Origin of the sequence: Fluviispira vulneris (assembly GCF_014281055.1) — a bacterium.
Classification (GTDB): Bacteria; Bdellovibrionota_B; Oligoflexia; order Silvanigrellales; family Silvanigrellaceae; genus Silvanigrella; species Silvanigrella vulneris.
Window position 1 is genome coordinate 534,799 of record NZ_JACRSE010000001.1, and the last position, 25,279, is coordinate 560,077.

Here is a 25,279-nt window from a genome sequence, read left to right on the forward strand (position 1 = left end):
GTTATAGATACACTGATTTCAGAAAAAATATAAGGCCTAACCTACATTAAATTTCAACGGTATTTTGCTTCTCACTGCATTTGAGTTGTCAATCGACTCTCTTGCCAGACAAAAAAAATGAGGCTGCCCCTCAATTTTGTCATTCTTTTATTTCCAAATCTTATTATTATATGTTACCTGCATGCTCGGCAATTGATGCCTTCCTATTGTTACCTTTACTTCGTTCGTCTTTTAGATTTTAGGGGGTGCTATACCATCATGATAAGTGCAACTGGCGCATATATTTCAGTAAAAAATCTGAAAAAAAAACATGGTGATCTTGATGTGTTGTGTGGAATCGATCTCGAAGTCACACCTGGAGAACTTACTGTTTTAATTGGTCCTTCTGGATGTGGTAAATCCACTTTGCTCCGATGTCTAAACGGGCTCGAGACGCTTGACTCTGGGTCCATAGTTATAAATGGCGTTGCACTTGAACGAAGTGAAAATACAAAATCTAATATGAGAGATTTTGATAAAAAAGCTCGTGCTATACGTGAAAATGTTGGAATGGTTTTTCAAAGTTTTAACCTCTTTCCTCATCTCACTTTATTAGAAAATATTACAAAAGCTCCTGTCGTTGTAAAGAAAATGAATGTTGATTTGGCACGCAAAAGAGCTAAAGAACTCCTGATCAAAGTGGGTTTAGAACGTCATGCCGATCATTATCCTTGCCAACTTTCCGGAGGACAGCAACAACGAGCTGCTATCGCAAGAGCTTTGGCTATGTCACCTAAAGCCATCCTTTATGATGAGCCAACCTCCGCACTCGATCCCGATCTTGTCCACGAAGTTCTTCAAGTTATGCGCACATTAGATGACGAAGGGATGACTCAGATCGTGGTCACCCATGAAATGCGTTTTGCGCGCGATGTTGCAGACCATATTGTCCATATGCAAGAAGGCCGCATCGTCGAAATGGGAACCCCTGAAGAGATTTTTTCATCACCAAAGGATGAAAGAACACGCCGTTTTCTAAGAAATTTCCTTTAAAAGAAAGGTGATTAAGTGCACATGCTGAAAAATCGAAACTTTTTTGTTACTTTATTTTGTTTTTTCTTTTCGCTTCAAGCATTTTGTAAAGAAAAGGAAATTCTTCGCTGGGGCAGCGATGCGAACAGCGGCGCCCCTTATGTTTTTCGCGATGCTAAAAATCCTGAAAAAATAATTGGACTTGATGTTGATATTATTAAAGCAGTTGCTAAAAAACTCAATATGCAACCTGTTTTCGTGCAAAATCTTTGGGATGGACTTATTCCTGGTCTCAATGCGGGCAATTACGATTTGGTGATCGATGGTCTTGAAATAATCGAAGAAAGAAAACAATCAATCAGCTTTTCACGCCCCTATTATATCACTTACGAACAACTTGTCGTTAATAAAAATAATCACGAAATTTCGGAATTAAATGACCTAAAAGGAAAAAGAGTCGCTACTCTCCCTGCATCTTTAGCATACAAAATTCTCGAAGACGTAGGTGGTGTTAACATAAAAAAATATGGTGAAGAGGTTAATGCATATGCAGATCTTGCAGCAGGAGATCGTCTCGATGCAGTTTTACTTGATGCACCTATTGCGCAGTATTATGCAAAACACAATCCAAAACTTAAGTTTGTTGGGCCACCCATTGGTTATATGAAATATGGAATTGCCTTTAAAAAAGATAATATTGTCTTAAAAAACAAAGTTAATAAAGCCCTCGATGCGCTAATTAAAGATGGCACAATTCAAAGCATTCTTGAAAAATGGGGCCTTTGGAATAGCAAAATTGCGGAAGCTTGGGGAGTCGATCCTGAACCCAAAAGCGAAGATATTGGCTATAAAGATTACCTTAGAAGTATGAATCTTGAACGTACATTTATCGATAAAGTAAAACTCTATGTCGATTTTCTTCCACTTCTCGCTAAAGGTGCTGTGCGTACCTTGGAAATTTCAATATTAGCAATGGTTGTAGCAGTCGTTTTTGGCCTTTTTATTGCACTGATAAGACTTTACGCACATCCTATACTCTCAAAAATTGCCTTAACTTATGTAGAAATAATAAGAGGAACTCCTCTCTTAATTCAGCTTTACCTTATATTTTATGGTTTACCAAACTTGGGAATTAAATTAGATCCATTCTTAGCTGCAGTTATTGGACTTGGCATGAATTACGCAGCAAGCGAAGCAGAAAATTATCGTGCAGGAATTTCTTCTATTCCGCACAGCCAAATGGACGCAGCCTTTGCGCTCGGAATGTCACGCTTAGAATCTCTCCGTCATATTGTCATTCCACAAGCAATGCGTGTTGTAATTCCTCCAGTTACCAATGATTTCATTGCTCTGATCAAAGATTCTTCCCTAGTCTCTGTCATCACATTGGTTGAGCTGACTACTGTGTACGGACAACTTGCATCAACTTATTTTGATTATTTGGGAATTGGACTTCTCACAGCAGCAATGTATTTTTTAATAGGATTACCATTTGCGCGTCTTTCCAGAATGGCAGAAAAATATTACTCTGTGAATTATAAAAAACAGCTTAAGGGTGTTCAATCTTAAGGAAGTGTGAGAAAATGAAGACAAGAGTGACTATCGATTTATTAAATAAAATTCCTGTAAACTGCGAAACAGTATTTAATATTTTTTGTGAAGACAGCAATAGTGACATAGATTTTGGAAAAATAATTGAGAAATACAAAGAAGCCCACTTCATTGGTAAAGTAGGAGATAAAAAAACATTATCTCAAGACAATCAAACTTATATTTCATTTGGAGCTGGCTCTACTGCAAAAAACGATAATTTATCTGGATTCCGCAAAGCTATTGGTAAAGTTATTAGCGAAGCAAAAGAACAAAATTTACACGAAATAATTGTCGAAATTATTCCGAGTCGTAATACAGATATAAATTATATTGCTTATGTTTTTGCAGAAACTGTTACTTTAGCTCTTTATTCATTTGAACATATTTATTCGAATCAATCTTTTCCACAAAAGAAAATGATTTCTGTTGAAAATATTAAATTAAAGTTTTCCCTTAAAAACATTGAACAAGAAACTATTTTAAATTCAATTGCAAAAGGAATAAATAGAGGTCAAAGTTTAAATTTCGCCAGATATTTAAGCGACCTACCAGCTAACCAACTACGACCAAAAGATTTAGTGACTTTAACAAGTGAACAGCTTTCAAAATTCAAAAATATTCAGACCACTTTGTTAGATAAATCAGAACTTGAAAAACAAGGTTTTGGAGGAATTATTGCTGTTGGCAAAGGCAGTGTTCATGAACCTTATTTAGCCATTTTTGATTACAACCCACCCAACGCAAAAAAAACCGTCGTGGTGATTGGCAAAGGTGTTACTTTTGACACGGGTGGCTATTCGATCAAAGGGAAAAAGCATCACAATGAGATGAAATATGACATGTCTGGCGCTGCAAACGTATTCTCTGCCGCATATACCGCAGCAGCCGAAGAAATACCCATCCGTGTGATCAGTATGATTGTCTGTGTCGAAAATGCTATTGGCGATCATGCGCAAAGACCGAGCGATGTGTACAAAGCTTGGAATGGTAAACTAGTTGATGTCTTTAACACGGATGCAGAAGGACGATTGATTTTAGCCGATGCTATTGCGTTTTCAGCATCGTTTGCACCGAGTTTAATTGTAGATATTGCTACATTAACTGGGGGTGCGAGCCAAATTGCAGGCAACTTAGCAGCTATTCTTTGCTCAAATAATGAACAAATGATTGGACAGGTGAAAGAAGCTTCTGCCCTAGCAGGAGAAAAGTTTGTCCACCTCGAAATATTACCGGAAGCAATTGAAAATATTAAAGGCACTGTTTCCGATTTCACAAATATGAATAACAAATGGAGTGAAGGAGCAGCTACAATGCATGCGGCCGCTTTTTTGCAAGCATTTGTTCCGAATAATACAGATTGGGTACATTTTGATATTGCCAATGTATCCGAAAACTCCAAAGACAATGGATATTTGGCACCAAACTCTTCAGCAGCCTATGGAGCGCGGACAATTGTAAATCTACTCGAAAAGCTTGCCGAAAATTAGAAAAATTGCAAAATATATTTATAATGTTTCGTCAACTTTTGTAATTTTTATAATTGATTCTTCTATGAGAAATTTCTAATATATAATAAAATGCAAATGAGTTTTTTGTTAATTTTTTTTATAGCAATATAAAAGATTATTCAGGATTAAAATGCCAAAATTTATTAAAATTTTAATATTACTATATTTATTTTTTTGGACACAATACTCGTTTGCTATTTATTATGCATCCGATAGATACACAAACAGTGGAGATCCTGAATTTATTGGTCTCGCAGGCACTTCATAAGCATCAAAAGATGTCAGCTTCACTTATTACAATAATCCGTCCATTTTAGGTTTGAAAACAGATACCGTTGATCCAAAATTTATTTTTTATCAGGGGGATGATAATTTACCAGTTGTGAATAACTCTATTCCAAATGGTGCAAATAATATTTATGGTGTTGGTATTGGTATATCAGCAAAATTCACAGAGCGTTTGGGCATGTCTATTTCGTATTTTGCAGAATATGAAGGATATTCTAGCAATTTTAAAGTGGACACTGTCACTGTTGGAACTGGTTTTTTAAATTTAAATGCAGGGTATAAAATCAATGACAATTTGAGTCTTGGTTTAGGATTCTCATACGTTCAAAAAAATTTAACGAGAGAAAATAAACTTGGTGAATATTTTACGGATTACTTTAGTAATAATATAGATCCAAATGAAGATATTTCTTTTATTGAACCTGGAAAATTGCAAATTGGTGCTATGTATTCACCAAATATTAATTTTAATTATTTTTCAAAGTTGGATTTGATGACTCAATTGCAACTCTATTATTATAATACTGAATTTACTATTTTTTCACCCTACTCACTATTAAACGAAAATACATTAAACACTCAATTACTTTCAACTACTTTGTCTGATAATAATTCGCGTTATTCACATTCTCCTCGCTTTGTGCCGAAAATTGGCCTTCGTTTGCTAAAAGAATATTCTAAACAATACAGTTATAAACTTCTCGTTGGCACCTATCTTGAGCCTGCAACCCAAGATAATACACTGTCACGTCCACATTTGACTTTTGGGGTTATTAACAAACTGAAATATATTAATCTTGGTTTTTCAGCTGATTTTGGTCATGCCAATCAAGATTTTAGTAATTATTTTATTTTTTGTTTATCTTTTGGCCTTAATTTCGACGAAATTTTTTAAAAATTTATTTATATCTAGCAAGTGCAAAAGCAACTCGTCCCAATTTTTCTGCATAACCACTCGCAACAACTGTGCCATCTTTTTGTAAAGACAAACTCTGTAAATAAGAATAATTTCCTATTTTAGTCTGTACCATACCATTGTTGCCAAAATTATTGTGCACGTTGCCATTTAGATCATATTTATACATAGTAAATACAGAAGATATATCTGGTCCTGTAGCATAACCACCGGCTAAAATCGCCCCCTCAGGTAAAACAATCACAGAACAAGTGTAGGCAGAACGATTTGAGTTTGGGATAATTTGATTTAAAATTAAACCATTTTCACCAAAATTTGATTGTAAATTACCTTTATTATCAAACTTAGCAATCGTAAAGAAACTAATACGTTCTACACCTTCTGAATATCCTCCCGCAATAAGGGCTCCATCTGCACTCACTGCTAAAGAAAGCACATAGGATGCCATACCTATCGGAGTCAATGACACACCATTCGCACCAAAACTTGAGTCAAGTTTGCCTAAAGAGTTATATTTTGCAAGTGCATATACTTTAGTAAATAGATCGATATTTACATAGCCACCAGCAACGATAGAATTATCTGGCAAAGTGATCGCAGTGAAAAATTGACTTGAAAGTCCCGACTGAGTGAGAACAATTCCATCATCACCAAACTCTTCAACTAATGTTCCATATCCATTGTATTTTGCTAGAGTCATTATTGGCGATTTATCGTCCTGCAATGAATATCCTGCAGCTAAAATATTTCCATCATTTAACAAAGTGAGACTGCGGATCATGGAAGTAGAATTGCCAATTAATGTTTGCACAATTCCGCGTGAACCAAAGGTAGGATTGATTCTGCCATCCGGTTTGTATTTAACTAATGTAAATAAAGAGTTATTTGCACAATTTTTAGAATAACCACCCGCAATGATAGATCCATCTGGCATTGCCACAAGTGCATTGATAGCCGCTTCTCCGCCAATGGCCGTTTGCACAATACCACCCGTACCAAAACTGCTGCTTAAAGAACCATCTTTATTATATTTTGCTAAGGTAAAAACACTTGTGCCATTGTTTAATATTGAAAACCCACCTGCTATCACCGAACCATCGGCAAGTACCACATGTGATGAGATTTGTGATTTTGTATTGATAGTTGTTTGCACAATTCCTTTTTTTGCAAAAGATTTATCTAATATTCCATTAAATATAGAATAATTTAAATTTTCTTGCTCTAAAAAACTATATCTTGCTGACGATATATTACTATTAATTTGCTTAAATAAATTATCATTCTGCCCACAGCCTGACAGAAAAAGACATATACATAAGAAAGAAAAAGAAATTTTTGTGTAAAATTCTTTCATAGTTTTTCCTTTATTTTTTTAAATAAATATCATATTATTTTATTTTAAATTGTAATTAATAAAAAAGACACCGCGCGTCATTTTTTTGACTCTCAGTGTTTGATTAGAGATGTTAATTTTAGAAAAAATGCTTAACGCTTTTGATATTCTCTTAAATAGGCGGGTATTTCTGTTTCAAGCTCTTTCACCAATTCCGTTTTATATTTACATTCATAGTTATAATTGCCTTTTAAAATAAATTCACAATCCAGCTCAGAAACTTTTTTTAGACTGTGAACTTGGTCGGTTTCTTGGCAATAGGCTTCAGTATAAATTTCTGCTGCTTGTTGTGAGTTTAAGGCGAAGACAACCGCTTCTTTGAGCCACAGATCTCTTTTAAAAAAATCTTGCTTCAAAATTAAAAAATAATGCCCTGTTTTAATTTTCTGATAACCCATAAATACAATACTCAAACTCACTTTAATTCATTATAAATTCGCACTATTCCATGCGGGAAATGAATTTAGATGTACTCAAAAGCTCATGTTCCAATTGCAGTATAAGGAGAGCTTCTTATTTTGCAACTTAATTATTTCTGAGATCCTAAACAAACCATTTATTTAAGTCGTTGCCAAAAGAACTCAACATGTTGTAAAGCCATATGGAACAGGGACACATTTTTCCCACGTATACAGGAGTTCTTTCATGACACAAGCGCACAAAGAAGTGCGGGTTCGCATTGCACCTAGCCCAACTGGAGATCCGCACATTGGGACTGCTTATATAGCATTATTTAATTATGTATTTACTAAAAAGCACAACGGAAAATTCATTATCCGTATTGAAGATACCGATCAAAAACGCTATCGTGCTGACAGTGAAGCCATGATCCTCAGTGCCCTCAAATGGGTAGGAATTCAATGGGACGAAGGTCCTGACATTGGTGGACCCTACGCACCTTATAAGCAAAGTGAAAGAAAAGAGAGCTACAGAGAATATGCTGAAGTTTTGGTCAATAAAGGCCATGCTTATCGTTGTTTTTGTACGCCTCAGCGCCTTGACGAATTGCGGAAAGCGCAACAAGCACAAAAATTACCCCCTGGTTATGATAGACTTTGTCGCGACTTACCTAAAGAAGATGCGGATAAAAAACTCGCGCAAAATCTCCCCCATGTCATTCGTATGAAGATGCCTATGACTGGTAAAACTATTTTTAAAGACACATTACGTGGAAATATCGAGTTTGAAAACGATGGTGTTGATGATCAAGTCCTCTTAAAAACCGATGGTTTTCCAACGTATCATCTTGCCGTTGTTGTTGACGATCACCAAATGAAAATAACCCATGTTATTCGAGGTGAAGAGTGGATATCTTCAACTCCTAAGCATGTAATGTTGTATGAAATGTTTGGTTGGGAACAACCTGAATTTTGTCATTTACCGCTTTTAAGAAACTCCGATAAATCAAAAATCTCGAAACGAAAAAATCCTACGTCGATCAATTATTACCGTCGTAAGGGAATTCTTCCTTCTGCTTTGCGCAACTTTCTTGCGCTCATGGGTTGGAATTTTGGTGACAACCGCGAAATGTTCAGCACCAGCGAAATGATAGAAGGCTTTACCTGGGACAGAATGACCCTGGGCGGCCCCGTGTTTGACCTTAAAAAACTAGCTTGGTTAAATGGACAATATTTAAAACAAGATAGTAACGAAAAGTGGCTCGCTAATCTAAAAGAAGTTGTTTTTAATGATGATTATTTATTAAAAATAATTCCACTTATCAAAGAGAGAGTTGAAAAATTTGAAGATTTTATAGACAATACTGCTTTTTTCTTTCAAGGCGATCTCAGCTATAACAATGCCCCACTTATTCCGAAAGGCCGCACTGCAGCCGAAGTCATGGGCTATCTAAATGACCTTGTGTTAAAACTTGATGTCTGTGAAAATTGGAAACATGATGAGATCCACAACATATTTAACGAATATCTTGCTGAAAAAGGTTTGAAACCAAAAGATGTCTTTATGCCAATGCGTGTTGCTGTGACTGGTAGTAAAGAAACTCCACCTTTGTTTGAATGCATTGAAGTCTTAGGCAAAGATATTGTCCAAAGAAGAACTCGACTCGCAATTGATTATTTAAAAACAATAAAAGAATAACGAGGAAAAATGCTCAATTCAAAAAACAAGATTATTCACCGCTATTTATCCAATGGGATGGAAATTTATTTACACCCTTCGGATTTTGCTCCCATCGTTTCTATACAAGTGCTCGTCAAAACAGGCTCATTGGATGAAGAAGAGTTTGAAGGAGGTGTAGCGCATGTTCTTGAGCATATGTTATTTAAAGGAACAAAAAAATTTCCTGAAACAGGACAAATAGCATCCACTGTCGAATTTGAAGGTGGAGATATCAATGCTTATACCACATTCGATCACACAAATTACCACCTCACTGCACCTGCTGCATTTGCTAAAAAAGGCGCTGAACTTTTACTCGATGTTGTGCAAAATAGCTTACTCGATAAAGATGAACTGTCCCGAGAACTCGAAGTTGTCATCGAGGAAATAAGAAGAAGTAGAGACAATCCCAATGCCGTCGTTTCCCACAATTTATTTTCCCTCTTTTATGAGGGAACAAATATGGCTAGGCCGGTGATTGGCTATCAAAATGTTGTTGAAAAATTCACACGAGAAACGGTCCATAATTTTTATAAAAAATGGTACACACCCAACAACATGATTTTTATTGCTTCTGGTGATTTTGACTCTCAAGATATGTATAATTATCTTGAAAAACTCAGTTATGAATTTCCACCCAAAACTGTGCCACAACGCACTCGACCAGCGCAGTTAAGCCATACACAAAAAAAGAATCCTACAGCAAAAATAGAGCGTGGCCCTTGGCAAGAAGCGCGTGTCCAATTGGCAACCTTGGCTCCTAACTTAGAAAACTTTGACATGCCAAGCTGGGATGTATTTGCTTCGATATTGGGCGAATCTGATTCCTCTCGTTTGATCCGTATTTTACGAGAAGAAACTCAGCTTGTCACAAGTATTGATTGCTCCTGTTACACACCAAAATACCCCAGCGGTCTTTTGGGAGTTGGCTTTTTTGGCATGGCACACAACTGCTTAGCAGCCTTAAAAACAATCGTACAGGAAATTCGCCGCTTGGCTGAAGTTCCACCGACCCACGAAGAGCTCAATCGCGTACTCAATACTCTCAAAGCACAGCGTATTTATTCGCGAGAAAGTATGGATGGTATTTCAAGAAGTGCTGGTATGAGCTTGCAAACTTCACAAAAAATGGAATTTGAAAACTTTTATATGAATTCTGTTTCGAAAATAACCACAAAAAACATTCAAGAAATAGCTCAAAAAGTTGTCAATCAGTTAGAAGCAGGACATTTTCATATATCAGTTGCTTTGGGCAATGAAACTCTTCCTGATGTCACTGAAAAAGATTTTATAGAATCAGTGACACATGCTGTCAATATGACACATCACAATACTGAACCCATTGAAACAAGCTTACAAAAGAGCAACAGTCCCGACTTCAGTAAAGATAACTGGATAGATACTTACGACTTAAAAGTGTCTAAATTGAACACGGATGTAAAACAAATTGAAATCCCATTGCCTTTTGGGAAAATTCTCAAAATCAATTATCGCGAATCAAAAAGATTGCCCATCACCAGCGCAATGTTGGTGCTTAAAGGCGGACTTGTATATGAACCACAACATAAAAATGGCGTGGGTGGCTTGACCGCAAGCATGCTGACAAGAGGAACTAAAAGACAAAATTATCGAAAATTTATTGATGAACTCGAAGACAATGCCTCGAGCATCAGTGCTTTTTCATCTCGGGATCTCTTTGGCATGCGCTTTGATTCCATTAGTGAAAACAGCCTACGCACTGCACAAATGATGCTTGACTGTCTGTTCCGTCCTGAATTTTCAGCAACCGAATGGCAACGCATTCATAAAGAAACTCTTGAAATTCTTGTTGCACAAAAAGACAGTCCATCTGCACGTTTGGCACGTATTTCTCAACCTCTGTTATTTCCAAATCATCCATATGCATTATCAGGAATGGGTACAGAGAAATCACTAAATAATGTCACTCGCGAAGATGCACAGGAATTTTGGGCAAATCTTTTTCACGCCAAGGAATTCGTTTTTTCTATTTCGGGTGAGTTCGATCTCCGTTCTTTTGTTAACTTAATTGAGTCTGAATTTAAAACATTCTTAGATTTAAATTATGTAGAAAAAAGTAGGCCTGAGCCTGTTTTTGCCCCACATCCTGAAGAGACAGCTGAACAAGTTGGCTTTGACGAGTTGAAAAGAGAACAGGCGCATATCATGTTGTCCTTCCGTTCTTTTTCTCTCTCCGACTCAAGACGCACAGCTCTTGAACTTGCAGCAAATATTTTGGCAGGACAAGGTGGTAGGCTCTTTTTAGACCTGCGTGACAAGCGCTCCCTTGCGTATGCCGTCAGTGCGTCACAGACACCCAATCTACTTGCAGGAGTCTTTACAACTTATATAGCAACTTCTGCTCACAAAGCTAAAGAAGCTATTGAAGGTTTAAAGGAACATATTGAAAGACTTGCCTGTGAACCTCCGAGTGAAGAGGAGCTATTGCGTGCACAACATTCTGTTTTAGGGTCACAAAGCATAGAATCTCAGCACTATAACTATCAAACATCACAACTTGCGATGAGCGACGTATACGGTTTGACTTTCGATAACTTTTTGCGCTTTGCAGAACGTGTCAATGCGGTCACTCCTGAAATGGTCAGTAACGTGCTAAAGTCTTTAATATGTGAAAATTTACCAATCATAAGTATTGTGGGACCAAAAGAAACTTGGATTCCACAAAAATCCGACAAGGTCCTGCAATGGAATTTAACCCGATGAGGTAAGGAATGGGTCATACACTGACATTTGAGAACTCAAATCAGAATGACCTAAATTTCTTTTATTTTTTTCAAAATTCAAAATATCCTCTGTTTATTCTAAAAAAAAATGGCATTATATTAAAAGCAAACTCGGCAGCAAATAAATACAATTTAAAAGAAAATACGGATTTATTTGCATTTGTCATTGAATTAGAGGCTCAGCAAGCAAAAGAAAAATTAAAAAAACTTGAAAATGAAGAGCCGCTCAGTCTTTCCGTAAAAATTGATTTCTCATCATTTCCCAATTTTCTTTTGCAAACTTCTTGGAAAGTCATACTTTTAGATGCAGAACACTTCGCCTTTTCTTGTGAAGAATTGCATCAATATTCTCCAGAAGATTTCCTTTTGCACAAAGGACTCATGCGTATTATTTTTGACAGCGATCCCAATTTAATTGGGATTGTGAATCGTATTGGACACTATTTATTTGTTAACAAAGCTCTTTATGATTTTGCTGGAAAAAATAATGAAAATAATATAGAGAAACTCAATAAATTAATAGAAGAGGGAGAAATATCCTTACCAGGCAACGATTTACACGATAAAGAAATCGTGCAAAATCCCATTTCAGAAGTTGAGCTCACCACCGATCACTCTGGCAATCCAATCTGGTTTGAAAACACTAAAGTTCCAATACAATTGCCATTTGGCGAGCAGGTGCAATTGATAATCTCTAAAAATCTTACTAAATGGAAAGTTACAGAAAAGAAACTCGAAGACATCCATGAAGTTTTAGATTATTATCGAAAAATTTCATATTTAGGAGAAATCCTTGCGAAAACAGCAGTCGATCTTCGTAATCCTTTAACTTTAATTCTGAACTTCATGAATAATGTGCGACAAAATAAAAATGAAATCAATACGCTTGAATTGGATACTGTGCAGATATCGTTGCAAACTATAGATAGTTTCATAGAAAAAATAGAAAAATCCTTCAGAGTCATGCGAAGTATTGCCAAAAACAATGTTTCTGTGCGTGTTGAAAATATAAAAATAAGTGATTTAATATCAAACACTCTTAATGTCTTAATCGATAAACTCAAAGCATTTGATATTAAACTAAACATAAATTATTCAGGGCTTGAAGAACAAGAAATATCATGTCAGCCAATAAATTTTAATATTGCTTTTCGATTTTTATTTTTAAACAGCATTGACTCTATCATAATTAGCCAAACAAATGAAAATAGACTTATAGAAATAAATATTTCTAAAAAGGAAAAAAGAATATCTATAGATTTATCTAACAATGGAGCACAAATATTAGAAGAGTATAAAAATAAAATTTTTGAACCATTTTTTACTACAAAACCAACAGGTAAGGGCAGTGGTCTCAGTTTAAATATTGCAAAAAATATAATAGAACAAATGAATGGAACAATAACTTTTCAATCAAATGAGAAAAAAACTACTTTTACAATAGAATTGCCCTGTTTATAAAGTAACATACCGACAGACTGAAGATACAAAAACATCTACACCATGCTTAGCTATCATCGACTCTGCTAAATATAAAGTCATAAAAACATCATCGAGAGCTCTATGTTCTTTTCCAACATAATTAACACCATACTGCTTCGCCAATTCATGCAATTTGCCTTTATTGGTTTTATTTATTTTCTTATGCAGTTCATATAAATCCAGAGCATTTTGAAATTGTGGTAAGGGGAATTTATATCTTTTATTTTGAATTTGTGCAGCAGGGAGATCGGAGCTTAAAATATTATAGCCAAGAACGACACAGCCATTGGCTATTTCAATAAATTCTTTTGCCCAAGTGTCTCCCCATGTGGGAAATGTCTCTAACTTTTCTGGAACCACTCCTGTTAATTTTTTAACAAATTCTGTTATCTCAGATTCTGGATTCACATAAGAAGAGTGGATAGAAACGTTACCGTTCAAATCAACTTTTGCAATTGCAACCTCGAAAATCCCTCCTAAAGTTGATGTAGGATGAGTTGAAGTTTCAAAGTCGATCACAGCCACTGGTTTTTCAAATAAACAAGCCAAAAATCCAAGTTCTGGACAGTATTGAGAGATTGCTTGCATATCTTAGTTGACTCGTGCAATCACACAACTTGAAGTTCCCCCAAGACCCATACTCAATTTACCGCAATAAATTCCTTGGCTATCCGTTGTTAAGTTAATTATTTTATCGAGTAAGAGATTGCGATCCAGCGAAGCAATTTTTGGATTTACTTTTGCAGGATCTATTCCAGAAGGCATAACATTGTATGTTTTCGCTCCTGTTTTGATTGTGCCTAAAAGTTGAGCGGTCAACTCCCATCCCCCTCCGACACACATTCCGTGCCCAAAGATGCCTTTTCTTGCAGAGATATATGCTTTTTTTGGTACAAATTCGTCAATTAGACAAAATTCGTTCCAATCCCCTGGAGTTCCTGTTGCATGCATATCCCAAAGCTGAATTTGGCTCGGGTCAATTTGCGCCTGAGCAAAAGCTCTGCGAATAGCTAATTTTGGTCCTTCTTTAGACGGAGTGATAATGTGCTCAGCATCACTGCTGACCCCAGCTCCTAAGATTTCAACAGGCATAGGTTGTATTTCGAATTTTTGCATAGCATCTTCTGCTGCAATAATCCAAGTACAAGCTCCACCAGAAATATGTGTGCCTCTCAAATCGCAAAATGGAACCCCATGACTGTCACCTAAAACTGCAAGGCGTCCTGCATAAAATGCGGAAACCAATTCATTGGTTGGATTTGCATCCACCGCACCGATAATAGCAAGGTCAGTACGCCCACTTTGTATTTCAAGCATGGCATTGTCTATTAAAGCTCCAAAAGAAGCACATGCTGCACTAGATCCACTCGATGTTCCATGTAAATTTAACAGCATAGAAACCTGAGAAGCAGCTACATTTGGGATGTTCCAAAGTAAATTTGGCGATATACTTTCCCAAGGGGGAGTAGGAAATTTATATTTTTCATATAATTCTTTACGGGCTTTGGTTTTTCCGCGAATCAAACCCAGTTTGGCACTTTCAATATCGTTGCCAACAACAGGTTGACTTTCAATTGCTTTTAATTCCGTTAAATATTCTTCAAATAAGCTCGATTTTTTGCACCAATATGCATTCCAATTTTTTAAAGCAGCTATTCGCTCGTAAGAGTCGGGTGCAAATGATGCTGGATATTCTGGCGCATGGGGATCGATTGCGTTTTTGTTTAAATGATCAGCACACGCTTGATTGCGTTTAGGATCTGCCCAAAAAGAATTCCATTTAAAAAGACTCTCGTCAAATTCACGCGCTGCTTGAAAGTTAACAGGTAGATCAGCGAGTCCTGTCGCATATTGAATTGTTACTTTTGGATCGAGAATTTTAATTGCTTTTTCTAAAGCAGGATTAGCAGAAATAGCATCGATTAAACTACCGACTCCATATTTAACTAAATCACCACTTTTATCGTTTAATAAGGAATATCTTTTCGGTCCATGTCTTTCTTCCAACCAATTCTTATAAACGGAGAAATCGAATTTGGGCGCACCGACTAAAAATGCATTGGATAATGACTCTTTTAATGACAGTACAGATTTTCCCTTAGCTATCATGTCAAGAAATTCATTCAAATTGGATGCTCCAGGAGCAACAACCGATGCAGCATAAAGAAAGACCTTTCTGCGAGCATTTTGAGCAGGACAAGAACTTTTAGACATGCGACAATTCCTTTTGAATTAGGGAACATGGGAAAGTAAATACTTACAATTTTATCCTAACTCTTTTTAAGAGTACAGCTTGTTGTAAATGAAACTCACCTTCAAATATAGCTTTTTAACATAAAAAAGCAAAAACTCTAAGTGACAAATCTCGCCTCTTAAAGCTCATGTCCCCTCAATATCACTCAAAATAAAATGTGACAAAGAAAAGAGAGAAAATTCAAGTTCACTGTTAAAAAAATTTTTTGGGTAGTAAAAAATATGAATAAAAAGAATTAATCTTGCCTTTTTTTTGTGTCATTGAGTACGGTGAGATCGGTCTTCCCTTTTTGTGAATTGTACCATTTTTCAGCAATTATTTTAAATCCATGATCTTCTTGGCGCAAATAGAGAAACTTGCGGCCAAAATCATCTTTTTCTGGCGAAGAATATTTTTGAAAAAATTCGACAAGCAATTGATTGCGGAAAGCTAGAATTTTGGGTTCACTGATTTGCACAGTTATTGAGCCTTTACGCGTCTCAGATAGTTTTGCTTTAAATTCACGCCAGTCTTCTTTGTTTTTACCAAGTGATTGAAAGTGATCAGAATAAAAGCTGATATATTTTGCAAAATCTGAGTTTTCCCAACTTTTTCGCCAGGCTTCTACCATTTCTATCACATTTTGCCGTTGTTTTTGAATGGCAGCCATACTGATCGTCTGCATTTCGTCAACAATGACAACAGGTGTTTGAAATGCACTGACATATTGAGCGATATCAATAATATCTTCATTTTTTAAGGCCACACAACCTTCGGTATCAAACGGACGAAGCATACGAGCATCGCTGTCAACGCCATGAATCCAGATTCCTGAACCTGTTTTACGCTGCCGTTTATCAAAAATATTTGGATAGTCGAGCATAAATGCCCGTGGTCCATATTTTCGTGCACTCGGCCCCATCTGCCGCAAAAGTTCTGAACTGTCTTTTTGGCCTACAATAAAATAAATACCCTCAGGTGTCCTATTGTCACCCCTGTGTTTTTTATCACCCTGTTCTTTTCCAGTGATTGCCAAATACGTACGAACTAATGTGTAATTGCCATCTGGGAGAAGTTTAAAAACACTCAGTCTATGAAAGTTTTTTTCAACCACCATGGCATAGGTAGGATGATAAGCACCTAAACTAATAAATGACGATGGAATTCCATTCAGCGCAGTGACTGAAGCTTGGCCAAAAGGCTTTTCTGCAAAAGCAAAATTTCCTACATATATGTTAAAAAGAATGACAATAAACTTGATGAACATACGATAGGATTTAGTCTTCACAATACACAAGCTCCCGTAAGATCAGATGTATTTACCTTAGCAGAGTCTCCACTCGTGAACGGATTCCCGATGAAAGCCGCACGCCCATATGTGAAACGGTGTCAGCTGCCAAAACTGTAGCAATTTGGCCAGCTTGCTCGAGTGTTAGCCCTTTACAAAGACCAAACATAAAACCACCCGCAAACATATCCCCTGCACCAGTAGTATCGGCAACTTCTACTTTTAGTGCAGGAATAAATGTTAAATTTCCATCATGGGCAATATATGCTCCTTTTTCCCCATCCTTTACTATTGCAAGCTGAATGGTTTTAGCGAGTTCGAGCGCTGCTTTATCTGGACTCAAACCGACGAGCATTTTAGCTTCTTCTGCATTCAAAAAGACAAGATGGGTTTTTTCGAGCAAACTCAAAATTGCTTTCTGACCATGACGAGCAATCACAAAGGGATCAGCAACATCAAAAGCAACTTTAACATTATTATTCAAAGCGTGATCGATCGCTGAGTGAAGGGCGTCAATTTGATTTTGTGTATCGAGCATATAGCCTGTGGTAAAGAAAATCTTTGTGTTCGCAATATCATCATAAGGGACGTGATTTACAGTATAGCTACGGCACGCACCTAGATAAGTATTGAGGGTACGCTCACTGTCTGGCGTAACAACAACAAGACAAGTTCCCGTGTGAACATTCTCGACAACCGTCAAACGATTGAGAATTCCGAGTTCATTCATGCGACTCGCAAATGCTTTGCCGTAAGAGTCATTGCCCACAGAACTGCTATAACTCGTTTTTGCACCTAAAACTGCCAATCCACGAATTGCATTGGATGCACTTCCACCCAATTCAATTTCAGGCTTTGCATTGCCTAAGTTTTTCAAGACATTTTTTTGCGTGTCTTCATCAACAAGCTGCATAACTCCTTTGGTCATACCAAAGGATTTTAGGTCAGAATCATTAGCTCTCACAAGCATATCTATAAGAGCATTTTCAATTGCGACCACATCATATCGATGATTAAATTGTTCTATTGAAAAAAAAGAGTTCTGAAGCATATCTTATAAATCCTATGTCTTTGCTAAATAGCAGAATTAAGTAACACCAAAGGGTCATATGAAATCTTTTACTGAGTTGTAAAGGGGCCAAAAATTTTAAAATCAACTCCACCCAATAAATCTCTTACTACAACCACCCCCCCCACAGAAGTTCCAGCTGTGGTTTCTGGATTCCAAGTCGTGGTTGAAGCCGTATCGAGATCGAGTGAGCCACTGCTCACATACCACTGAATACGGGTCGACGCTTGAAAAAGTGAACTATTTGCATCACGACCTGTTGGAACACTTGGAATAGTTACGGGCGCAGAGATTGTATTGTCAGAGTTTGCATTGATGGTGCTGTTAGCAATAGGAGAAAGCGTGCCGAATTGGCTTGGATTGTTGGTAACGGCGAGGCCATTTTGTATAGAATCTCTTTTAGCTTGACTCGTTACAGCTTCAACGTCGGTTGATGACCAGAAAGCATCCCCTTTCGTAGGCAAAAAGTAAAATGTATAAAAACCTTTATCCGAGCTTACGCCTGAGGTGGCTGTGTAGTTGATCATAAAAGCGGGAATATCTTTGACTTGAGTAACATTGGCTTGCAAATTTCCAACTGTCAGAGCTGCGCAATTCAGTGGGTAAGTAAAAACTGTTAGTCTAAAGGGTGAAGTTAAGACGTTAGTCGTTGTTGTCGGTGTTGATGAACCTCCCGTAAAAACTGCAGACAAGGAAAGACTTGTGCCCGAAATTCCGTTTGGTAACCCTCTTCCCCCTCCCCCCTTCGCTAAATAGTAAAAACCAATGGGCGCTATTTTGAGACTGTCTATTGTCATGGTTGGGGTTTCATTTGTAGGAGAAATCACGACAAAATATAAATCTGTTGCTGTGCAGCCTGGGCGATTGGGCATTTGCTGCGTACTTGTTTGCGAAGTTGTTCCCGTAAAGGGAGCGGTTGACTGCATGAGAACCGCCACCACGCGCACTTGGTTTATGGTGTAATAAGTTGAGTCAGGTTTCTTACAACTGCTAATGAAAAGTATGATAAAAAATATAGAAAGAAATCTTATCATTGTTAGACACCTCATTTACTGAATACTCTCTTAACATTTGCTATAAAATTCTTTCTTAATTCTTAAAATTTAGCAATTACACCTATAGATGGCAGAATAGGCAATCCTGAAACATAGACTTGTTTTGAGTAATCTCGATTATAACCATTGTAAGCCACGTTGCTGCGATTGAATATATTTAAAATATCTAGATAAGAAGTCAGAGTCCAATCCGGAAAGAGAAAATCATATTCAGTTCTAAAATCTACTTGAAAAGTATAAGGCAGGCGTGCATCATTTTTACTGATTAAATAGGTATTCCCATCACTCGCAGGTGAATATTTCCCAGTATTCTGATCATAAGTACCACCAGGAATCGTTGAATAAGGCGTGCCTGAAATAAATTGAACACGTGTCCCTGCGTTCCAACGGCTGGTTATTTTTTGACCATAGACCAAGTTGATAGAGTGCGTTCTATCATAATTTGAATACCGCCAGATACCGCTACCCGGATCTCTTTCTTTTGCTTCGCTGATACCATAGCTCAACCAACCAAACCAGATGCCAGAAGCCTTTTTCTTAAGAAAGAATTCTAAGCCCTGAGCTTGTAACTCGATACTATTTTCATATTTATTGGCTGTATTCATAACTGCTGGACCGACCAATGAATGACTCGATTTCACCCAACCTTGTACATCCATTGAGAAATCATTCCAAAACTTAGCTTCATATCCAAGCACATACTGTGTGCTGCGTTCGAGGGAAAGATTTGTATTGCCATAGCCTTCGGCAATGTATTGAGGTTGTGGGTATTGACTGTAATAGCCTCCCCCTGCTTTCAATGTGTGGCCATCCATAAACTCATAGCGCACACCAATGCGGGGATCGATGGCAAACTCATTTCTATGCGAGCCGATAATCATATTTAAACCTGGATTTATAATAAATTTTTTGAAGGGAGAAAAGGTGATATCAACAAAAGCATCTCCATAAAAACTGTCTACTTTTAATGTCTGTTGCACAGTAGGAGCTAACTCTGGATCAAATGATGGTGTAAAACCACCACCTGGAATTTGAATGGCATCTATCGTCACTTCATAATGCTGATATTTAGGGCGAACTCCTACAGTAAAGGAAAAGCTTTCATGTACCTTCTTTTCTAAAATAAAACCGAGTGCATAATACTGACTCGCAATATCAATACTATTTCCAAAAATCGATTGATTTAAGACATAATAACGTTGTTGTGCAGTGAAACGAAAACCTAAACCATTGCCTAAATTAAAGCTGTACCTTAAGCCTGTTGTTTCCATATAGTTTTCAAAACTAAAACTGTTTTGTCCAGAAGCTGTTGTGCTATTTCCTATCGGCGCAGCAAGTGAAGCAGAGTCATCAGCTCCTAATAAATACAACTGCCAAGTGCCGCGCGAATGATTGCCATTTAATATCAATTGATAATCAGTTGCTTGAGGAATCGCTATAAAACTTGTATTATTTGATAATTTTGCTATAAGAGGCTTATATAACTCTAAATAAGTTCTGCGAAATCCTACTCGATAACCAATTGCGTCATTAGGGTTGTCTGTCGCTTTATTTATGATATCTCTGTTGTCATTCGATTGACTTTGTCCAGCTTTATTTTCACTCCCGTTACTTTGATCATTTTTATTCAGCTTATTTTCACTCCCGTTACTTTGATCATTTTGTGCGACTTTCATTTCAGAATAAACATTTTCGATTTTTCCTGAATTATTAATTTCTTCATTGCCAAACATATTTCCTTCTAAGAATATTCCGCTTTGGAGCAGTCCCACTTCTATTTCACCGGAAAGTCTGCTTGGTACATTGCCGAAGCTTCGTAATTGTATAACCCCACCAATTGAGTCCGAGTAAAAAGCGCTGAATGCTCCTGGATAAAAATCCATTGATTCAATCATTCGAGTCGGAACTATGGTTTGCACCCCACCAAAATGGAAAACAAAAGGTAACAATAAATCATCGTAATAATAGGAGTTGTCCCCGGGTGCTCCCCCGCGCACAACGAGGTCAGCACTGCCAGGGTTTGCGGGGAGAACGGAAGGCAGAGTTTGAAGGGCTTTCACTGCATCGCCGCCGGTACCAGCAACATGCGCCATTTCTTCCTGATCAAAAGTGTTTTGTGAAATTTCATTTTTGCGCCGAGCACGAATAATTCCTGTTCCACCATATTCTGCTGAAGGTTCAAGCATATAAGGAGACGACATTTTTAATTGCCCATTTTCAATAGGAACTTGCAGATCTTGAAAGTTTTCTGCACGTATAATAAGTCCTTTACAATTCTTTGGCACCTTAATAGAAAAAAATCCTTTTTTATCTGTGCGAACAAAATTCAATTTATTATCTGAATTTATAATAAGCGCATTTTCAATTGGTGATAAATTACCGAGTGGGCGCACTTGTCCTGTGAGAATGATATCATGAGCACTGCTTTCTTTTTCAGAATTTCTATTTTGTGAAAATACATTAAAATGATTTATGGTTATGAGCATAGCTATGATTAAAAACCAATATTTTTTCATAGAACTCTTCTCTTTGTGCTTGTTACAAAAATGATGTTTATATTAGCACGAATTTTTTTTTTTAAAGAATTCTTGTGGAAAATTTTTATAGGCTCTTTTTAATTTAATATAATTAATTTCCTAGCAAATAATATTCCTAGAAATGTAAGAATAATTCCTACAAAAGGACTTAAAAAAAGATAGGAAAATGCATAACTCAATTTCCCTTCTTCCAATAACTTTACAGCTTCTAAGGTATATGAGGAAAAAGTTGTAAATCCACCTAAGAAACCGACCATAATTCCCAACCTTAGCTCATGGGAAATCTGGAGTTTTTCTACCCCTAAGACATAGATAAAACCGATTAAAAATGAACCAATCACATTGATTAAAAATGTACTCATAGGAAAAGGTGATGAAAATATTTTATTTATTAAATAACCAGAGAAATATCGACAAAAAACCCCTAGCATACCCAAAACACCAATATAAAAAAAACTCACATCCACCTCCACGTAAAATGATAAATTTTTAAGCAAATATCAGATCAAATCAGTGCCAATTCCATGTAGATTTTAATTTTAGCAATTTACAAATAAGATAGGAGAGAATAAAAAACTTTAATCCTGCAGATCTTATTTTGTAGGGTATCTTTATTGGATTTTAACAAAATCCACAAACTAATAAACTAAGGTAAAATCACATTTATGCGACTCCCTGCAAAAGACTTTTTCTTAAAAAAAAACTTAGAACAAGAATTCCAGTTTAGAAGCAAATGGTTTATCGGCTCAATCCTTATTTTCTTATGCTTTAGACTTTATTGGATTGCGTATTTTCCTATGGGCAATGATGAGGTTTATTATTGGGATTGGTCACGCAACATACAGCTAAGTTATCTCGATGCTCCTCCTTTTGTTGCTTGGATTTCCTATCTCGGTTCACTCATGTTTTCTGGGTCATTGGGTGCACGCTTTCTTTTACCTATCATTCATGTTTTTTCAACATTATTTTTAGTTTTATCTGGGCAAAAGTATGCAGAATTAACAGCAAAAAAATTTAACAATGAATCTGCTCTCACCCTCGTAATTTTAACACAACTTATTCCTGTATTTAACTTAGAAGGTATTTTTCTTTTACCAGATGCATCTTTATTACTTGGTATTTCAGGAGCGCTTTATTTTTTACTAAGTTCATTTAATACTAAAGTAAATTCATTAAAATATAAATTCCCAATCAAGAATGCATTTCTTTTTGGTCTATTTTTAGGAATTTCTGCATTATCCAAATACCATGCTCTGCCAATTGCAATTGGTTTTTTTCTAGCTGCTGCCTATATTAAACTTAAAATAAATAAAACTTTTGATTTCACCTTTTGGTGTGTAGCAATTGTTGTCTCGATCTGTGTAGCAAGCCCAGTCTTTATCTGGAATTATCAAAATAATTTTGCTTCATTTCACTTTCAAAGCCAACATGGCTTTGCTGATTTCTCGTTAAGTTATAAAAATTTCTTTCGCTTTATTTTGGGCACAATCTTTTATTTGTTACCTTGGTTTTTTGTTCTTTTTTTAGCTTTTATTATTAAAAGTTTTAAGGAACGCATTCAGAATAACTCATTTTATATGATAAGCACTCTACCGTTTCTTATATTGCTCGGCATTATTTCCTATTCTGCACTTGGCAAAGATGCCCTGCCCCACTGGACAATGCCTGGTTTTTATCTGCTCATTCCATGTGTTGCCCTCAACTGGCAACCTTTTACAGGAGCAAAAGCCCGCAGATGGAAAGTATATATTTCTATCTCACTTTTTCTATCCACAGTGTTACCAACACTTTTCAGTATCAAAGAATTTAACAATTTTCTCATAAAATCTTTTGTGTACTTTACTGGCAATGCCGATCCTCTGACTCAAGCTTTTTTATGGCAAAATCTGCAAACAGAGCTCAGAAATCAACTCAATATTAAAATCAAAACCCAAGCGTATCCTAAACTTCCACAAATGGATTCGTGTGCAAATGGTTATAAAATAGCTTCGCTTAGATGGTACTGGACTGCTCAGATGGCTTTTCATTTTAACGAACAACCCAAAATATATAATTTTGATTTCACAAGCTCTTCATTTTACACATGGCGAGACGATCTTACTCAATTAGCTGGTTGTAAATTTATTGTGCTCGGAAGTTTAAGTCATTATAATGAAAAGAAAATTGAGCAGGTGATGAAGATAGAATATTTAGAAAACTTTTATTTGTCACCTTTTGACGATACGAAAATAGTCTTGATTAAAGGAACAATGAAAAATAAAGAAATTCTTCAAGAGGTTTATGAAAAAAGCAAAAATGAAATCAATTTTTAACTCAATTAAATGATTTTAAAATTTGCAGAACATCATGCAGAGCACAGCGTACTATTTCAATTTCCCATGTGTGTCCTTTAGCGAATCTTTCTAAGTTTTCTATCCAAGCAATTATGGACCGAGTGACATCTTTGATAGAATGTCCTTCTTTAATATCGAGATCATCATCGGACATATGCTCTAAATAAGACTTCCAAGATGACTTAGGTGAGTCGAGCATATTGACGAGACGATTCAATCTTTTTGTTTGATCTTGACCTTCCCAATCTCCACTGACTTGAAACGGATACCAATCGAGTTCATGGCGATGGAGCCACAAATGTGCACCGTTACTTAAAGCAATTCTCCTGAAATCATCGGGCAAAGCATTTTGAAAACCGTCAGGTCTTTTCCAGATTACATGCATGTTTTGAAACCTCTCGAGCACAAAAAAATAATTCAACACACCGCGCAGGCATGTCATAACGAGTGATAATACAAGGACATATGAAATACTCAAGTCATAACTTAGCTAAAAACACATGCACACTCAAAATAGAAATACGTGACAATTCTTGAGTGTTATGTATTAATATAACCATTAAAGAGAGTCTTTTTATGACTCTCCTCGAACTACAAGAAATAAGGGGTCTTAAATTGCCTGTCGTTAAGATTTATACCACAACTGTTTGCCCATACTGCAATGCTGCTAAAAGTTTATTTAAAAGCTTAGGCGTAAATTACGAAGAAATCAATTTGGACAATGATCCCGATTTAAGAGCTAAGCTCTCAAAAGAAAATAATGGCTGGCGTACAGTTCCTATGATCTTTATCGGCGATAAATTTATAGGTGGTTTCGACGATACCAATAAACTTTATAAAAGTGGCGAGCTTTCTAAATTATTAAGCTAAATTAGATTTATTTAGCAGAATGTGGCTGTAGAGTATCTCATGCACATAATCTTTATTCTATTATTGGCTTTTGCATTAAATGGTTGTGTGATTGGTTTTGCCAATATGCACAACCATGTTCCAGAAGAATATGCAAAAGTTTATATTCCAGCTGCAAATGACTTTTCTATTTACGGTGGCAATTCCTCCCGTTTGTCTTTTGCCATTCGCAGCAAATTATCTGAACGGACGGATTTCGTTTTTAGCAAACTCGAAGATGCCCGTTGGGCTTTACAAGTAAATATTCTCGATCGCATTCAAAGCATCACAGCTGTTGATTCCTGTAAAAATCCATCCACACCAAATGTGGCAAGCGGTGCTTATTCCTGTTCAAAAATTCATCCCGAAAGCCTCAATCCCACAACCAATCTCCCCTTTGACTTTAACAAGCCGACTGTTTCTCCTTCTACCGAACAGCTATCACTTGTCGTTGAAGTCAAAGCTATCGATCTCAATACCGGCAATATAATGTGGGCAAAACGCTACTCTGCCAGTAATATCTCACCAGCTGTTTTTAACGAAATTGGTGATACTGATGGTAGAACCTTAAATTATATGCAGCAGTCACCTGACTTACATGCCCTTCGGTATCAGGAGGCCGTTGACAATGCTGTAAAAGCCTTTTCCAACGCTATTGCCAATGATGTGCAAGAAACTATCTTCAAATCTATGCAACAAAAAAACACAATTTCAAATTAAATTTCCTACAGTTTATAAGCTTTTTGTGAAAAAAATGCGGCGAAATGTTGAAATATAAGCTTAGTAAATGTAGGTTTGGGGCGTT

General features: G+C 36.5%; 21 protein-coding genes. 11 read left to right on the forward strand and 10 right to left on the reverse strand.

The window, feature by feature from the left end; genetic code table 11:
• Positions 1 to 258: 258 nt before the first annotated feature.
• The 5 genes from H7355_RS02100 (at position 259) to H7355_RS02120 (ending at position 5,295) form a co-directional block, all read left to right on the forward strand.
• A complete protein-coding gene (locus H7355_RS02100; RefSeq protein WP_186644570.1) occupies positions 259 to 1,032 on the forward strand; it encodes an amino acid ABC transporter ATP-binding protein in 774 nt (257 codons plus the stop codon).
• A 21-nt stretch (positions 1,033 to 1,053) separates the two neighbouring features.
• On the forward strand, positions 1,054 to 2,580 hold the full coding sequence (locus H7355_RS02105) for an ABC transporter substrate-binding protein/permease (protein WP_186644572.1): 1,527 nt from the start codon (positions 1,054 to 1,056) through the stop codon (positions 2,578 to 2,580).
• A gap of 14 nt (positions 2,581 to 2,594) precedes the next feature.
• Positions 2,595 to 4,091, forward strand: a complete 1,497-nt coding sequence (locus H7355_RS02110; protein ID WP_186644574.1) for a M17 family metallopeptidase — start codon at positions 2,595 to 2,597, stop codon at positions 4,089 to 4,091.
• 151 nt (positions 4,092 to 4,242) lie between these two features.
• The gene (locus H7355_RS02115; protein WP_186644576.1) at positions 4,243 to 4,380 is read left to right on the forward strand and encodes a hypothetical protein; all 138 of its coding nucleotides are present in this window, start codon (positions 4,243 to 4,245) and stop codon (positions 4,378 to 4,380) included.
• Positions 4,381 to 4,494: 114 nt separating this feature from the next.
• Positions 4,495 to 5,295 (forward strand): outer membrane protein transport protein, encoded by an 801-nt coding sequence (locus H7355_RS02120; RefSeq protein ID WP_222435640.1) that lies wholly within the window; start codon positions 4,495 to 4,497, stop codon positions 5,293 to 5,295.
• Between the two features lie 4 nt (positions 5,296 to 5,299).
• Here the strand turns inward: H7355_RS02120 and H7355_RS02125 are convergent, their stop codons facing one another.
• Positions 5,300 to 6,670 (reverse strand): delta-60 repeat domain-containing protein, encoded by a 1,371-nt coding sequence (locus H7355_RS02125; RefSeq protein ID WP_186644579.1) that lies wholly within the window; start codon positions 6,668 to 6,670, stop codon positions 5,300 to 5,302.
• A gap of 131 nt (positions 6,671 to 6,801) precedes the next feature.
• Entirely contained in the window at positions 6,802 to 7,107 is a 306-nt protein-coding gene (locus tag H7355_RS02130) for a hypothetical protein (RefSeq protein WP_186644580.1), read from the reverse strand.
• Positions 7,108 to 7,354: 247 nt separating this feature from the next.
• Here H7355_RS02130 and gltX point away from each other — a divergent pair, with 247 nt between their 5' ends.
• The 3 genes from gltX to H7355_RS02145 are packed head-to-tail and all read left to right on the forward strand — an operon-like array spanning position 7,355 to position 13,050.
• Positions 7,355 to 8,806: a glutamate--tRNA ligase gene (gltX, locus tag H7355_RS02135; RefSeq protein ID WP_186644581.1), complete on the forward strand. Its 1,452-nt coding sequence runs from the start codon at positions 7,355 to 7,357 to the stop codon at positions 8,804 to 8,806.
• A 9-nt stretch (positions 8,807 to 8,815) separates the two neighbouring features.
• Entirely contained in the window at positions 8,816 to 11,569 is a 2,754-nt protein-coding gene (locus H7355_RS02140; RefSeq protein ID WP_186644582.1) for a M16 family metallopeptidase, read from the forward strand.
• An 8-nt stretch (positions 11,570 to 11,577) separates the two neighbouring features.
• Positions 11,578 to 13,050, forward strand: a complete 1,473-nt coding sequence (locus H7355_RS02145) for a sensor histidine kinase (RefSeq protein WP_186644583.1) — start codon at positions 11,578 to 11,580, stop codon at positions 13,048 to 13,050.
• Here H7355_RS02145 and H7355_RS02150 read toward each other — a convergent pair.
• From H7355_RS02150 to crcB, 7 genes are all read right to left on the reverse strand, one after another.
• Complete coding sequence (locus tag H7355_RS02150; RefSeq protein ID WP_186644584.1) at positions 13,045 to 13,659, reverse strand: 3'-5' exonuclease; 615 nt, start codon at positions 13,657 to 13,659, stop codon at positions 13,045 to 13,047. The genes H7355_RS02145 and H7355_RS02150 overlap by 6 nt on opposite strands.
• Before the next feature lie 3 nt (positions 13,660 to 13,662).
• Complete coding sequence (locus H7355_RS02155) at positions 13,663 to 15,285, reverse strand: beta-ketoacyl synthase N-terminal-like domain-containing protein (RefSeq protein ID WP_186644585.1); 1,623 nt, start codon at positions 15,283 to 15,285, stop codon at positions 13,663 to 13,665.
• A 275-nt stretch (positions 15,286 to 15,560) separates the two neighbouring features.
• Entirely contained in the window at positions 15,561 to 16,592 is a 1,032-nt protein-coding gene (locus tag H7355_RS02160) for a L,D-transpeptidase family protein (protein ID WP_186644593.1), read from the reverse strand.
• Positions 16,593 to 16,623: 31 nt separating this feature from the next.
• Positions 16,624 to 17,643, reverse strand: coding sequence for an adenosine kinase (locus H7355_RS02165; RefSeq protein WP_186644595.1), 1,020 nt, complete (start codon positions 17,641 to 17,643; stop codon positions 16,624 to 16,626).
• A 68-nt stretch (positions 17,644 to 17,711) separates the two neighbouring features.
• Entirely contained in the window at positions 17,712 to 18,695 is a 984-nt protein-coding gene (locus H7355_RS02170) for a hypothetical protein (protein WP_186644597.1), read from the reverse strand.
• 62 nt (positions 18,696 to 18,757) lie between these two features.
• Positions 18,758 to 21,232, reverse strand: coding sequence for a TonB-dependent receptor plug domain-containing protein (locus tag H7355_RS02175; protein WP_186644605.1), 2,475 nt, complete (start codon positions 21,230 to 21,232; stop codon positions 18,758 to 18,760).
• Positions 21,233 to 21,330: 98 nt separating this feature from the next.
• Positions 21,331 to 21,714 carry a fluoride efflux transporter CrcB gene (gene crcB, locus H7355_RS02180; protein ID WP_186644614.1) on the reverse strand — a complete coding sequence of 128 codons (384 nt, stop codon included), beginning with the start codon at positions 21,712 to 21,714 and terminating at the stop codon, positions 21,331 to 21,333.
• Positions 21,715 to 21,918: 204 nt separating this feature from the next.
• Here crcB and H7355_RS02185 point away from each other — a divergent pair, with 204 nt between their 5' ends.
• On the forward strand, positions 21,919 to 23,565 hold the full coding sequence (locus tag H7355_RS02185) for an ArnT family glycosyltransferase (RefSeq protein ID WP_186644616.1): 1,647 nt from the start codon (positions 21,919 to 21,921) through the stop codon (positions 23,563 to 23,565).
• 1 nt (position 23,566) lies between these two features.
• Here H7355_RS02185 and H7355_RS02190 read toward each other — a convergent pair whose 3' ends face one another.
• On the reverse strand, positions 23,567 to 23,971 hold the full coding sequence (locus H7355_RS02190) for a hypothetical protein (RefSeq protein WP_186644619.1): 405 nt from the start codon (positions 23,969 to 23,971) through the stop codon (positions 23,567 to 23,569).
• A 191-nt stretch (positions 23,972 to 24,162) separates the two neighbouring features.
• On the opposite strand from H7355_RS02190, the gene grxC reads away from it, so the two are divergent.
• Positions 24,163 to 24,456 (forward strand): glutaredoxin 3, encoded by a 294-nt coding sequence (gene grxC, locus H7355_RS02195; RefSeq protein WP_286190603.1) that lies wholly within the window; start codon positions 24,163 to 24,165, stop codon positions 24,454 to 24,456.
• 39 nt (positions 24,457 to 24,495) lie between these two features.
• On the forward strand, positions 24,496 to 25,194 hold the full coding sequence (locus H7355_RS02200; protein WP_186644620.1) for a hypothetical protein: 699 nt from the start codon (positions 24,496 to 24,498) through the stop codon (positions 25,192 to 25,194).
• Positions 25,195 to 25,279: the final 85 nt, after the last annotated feature.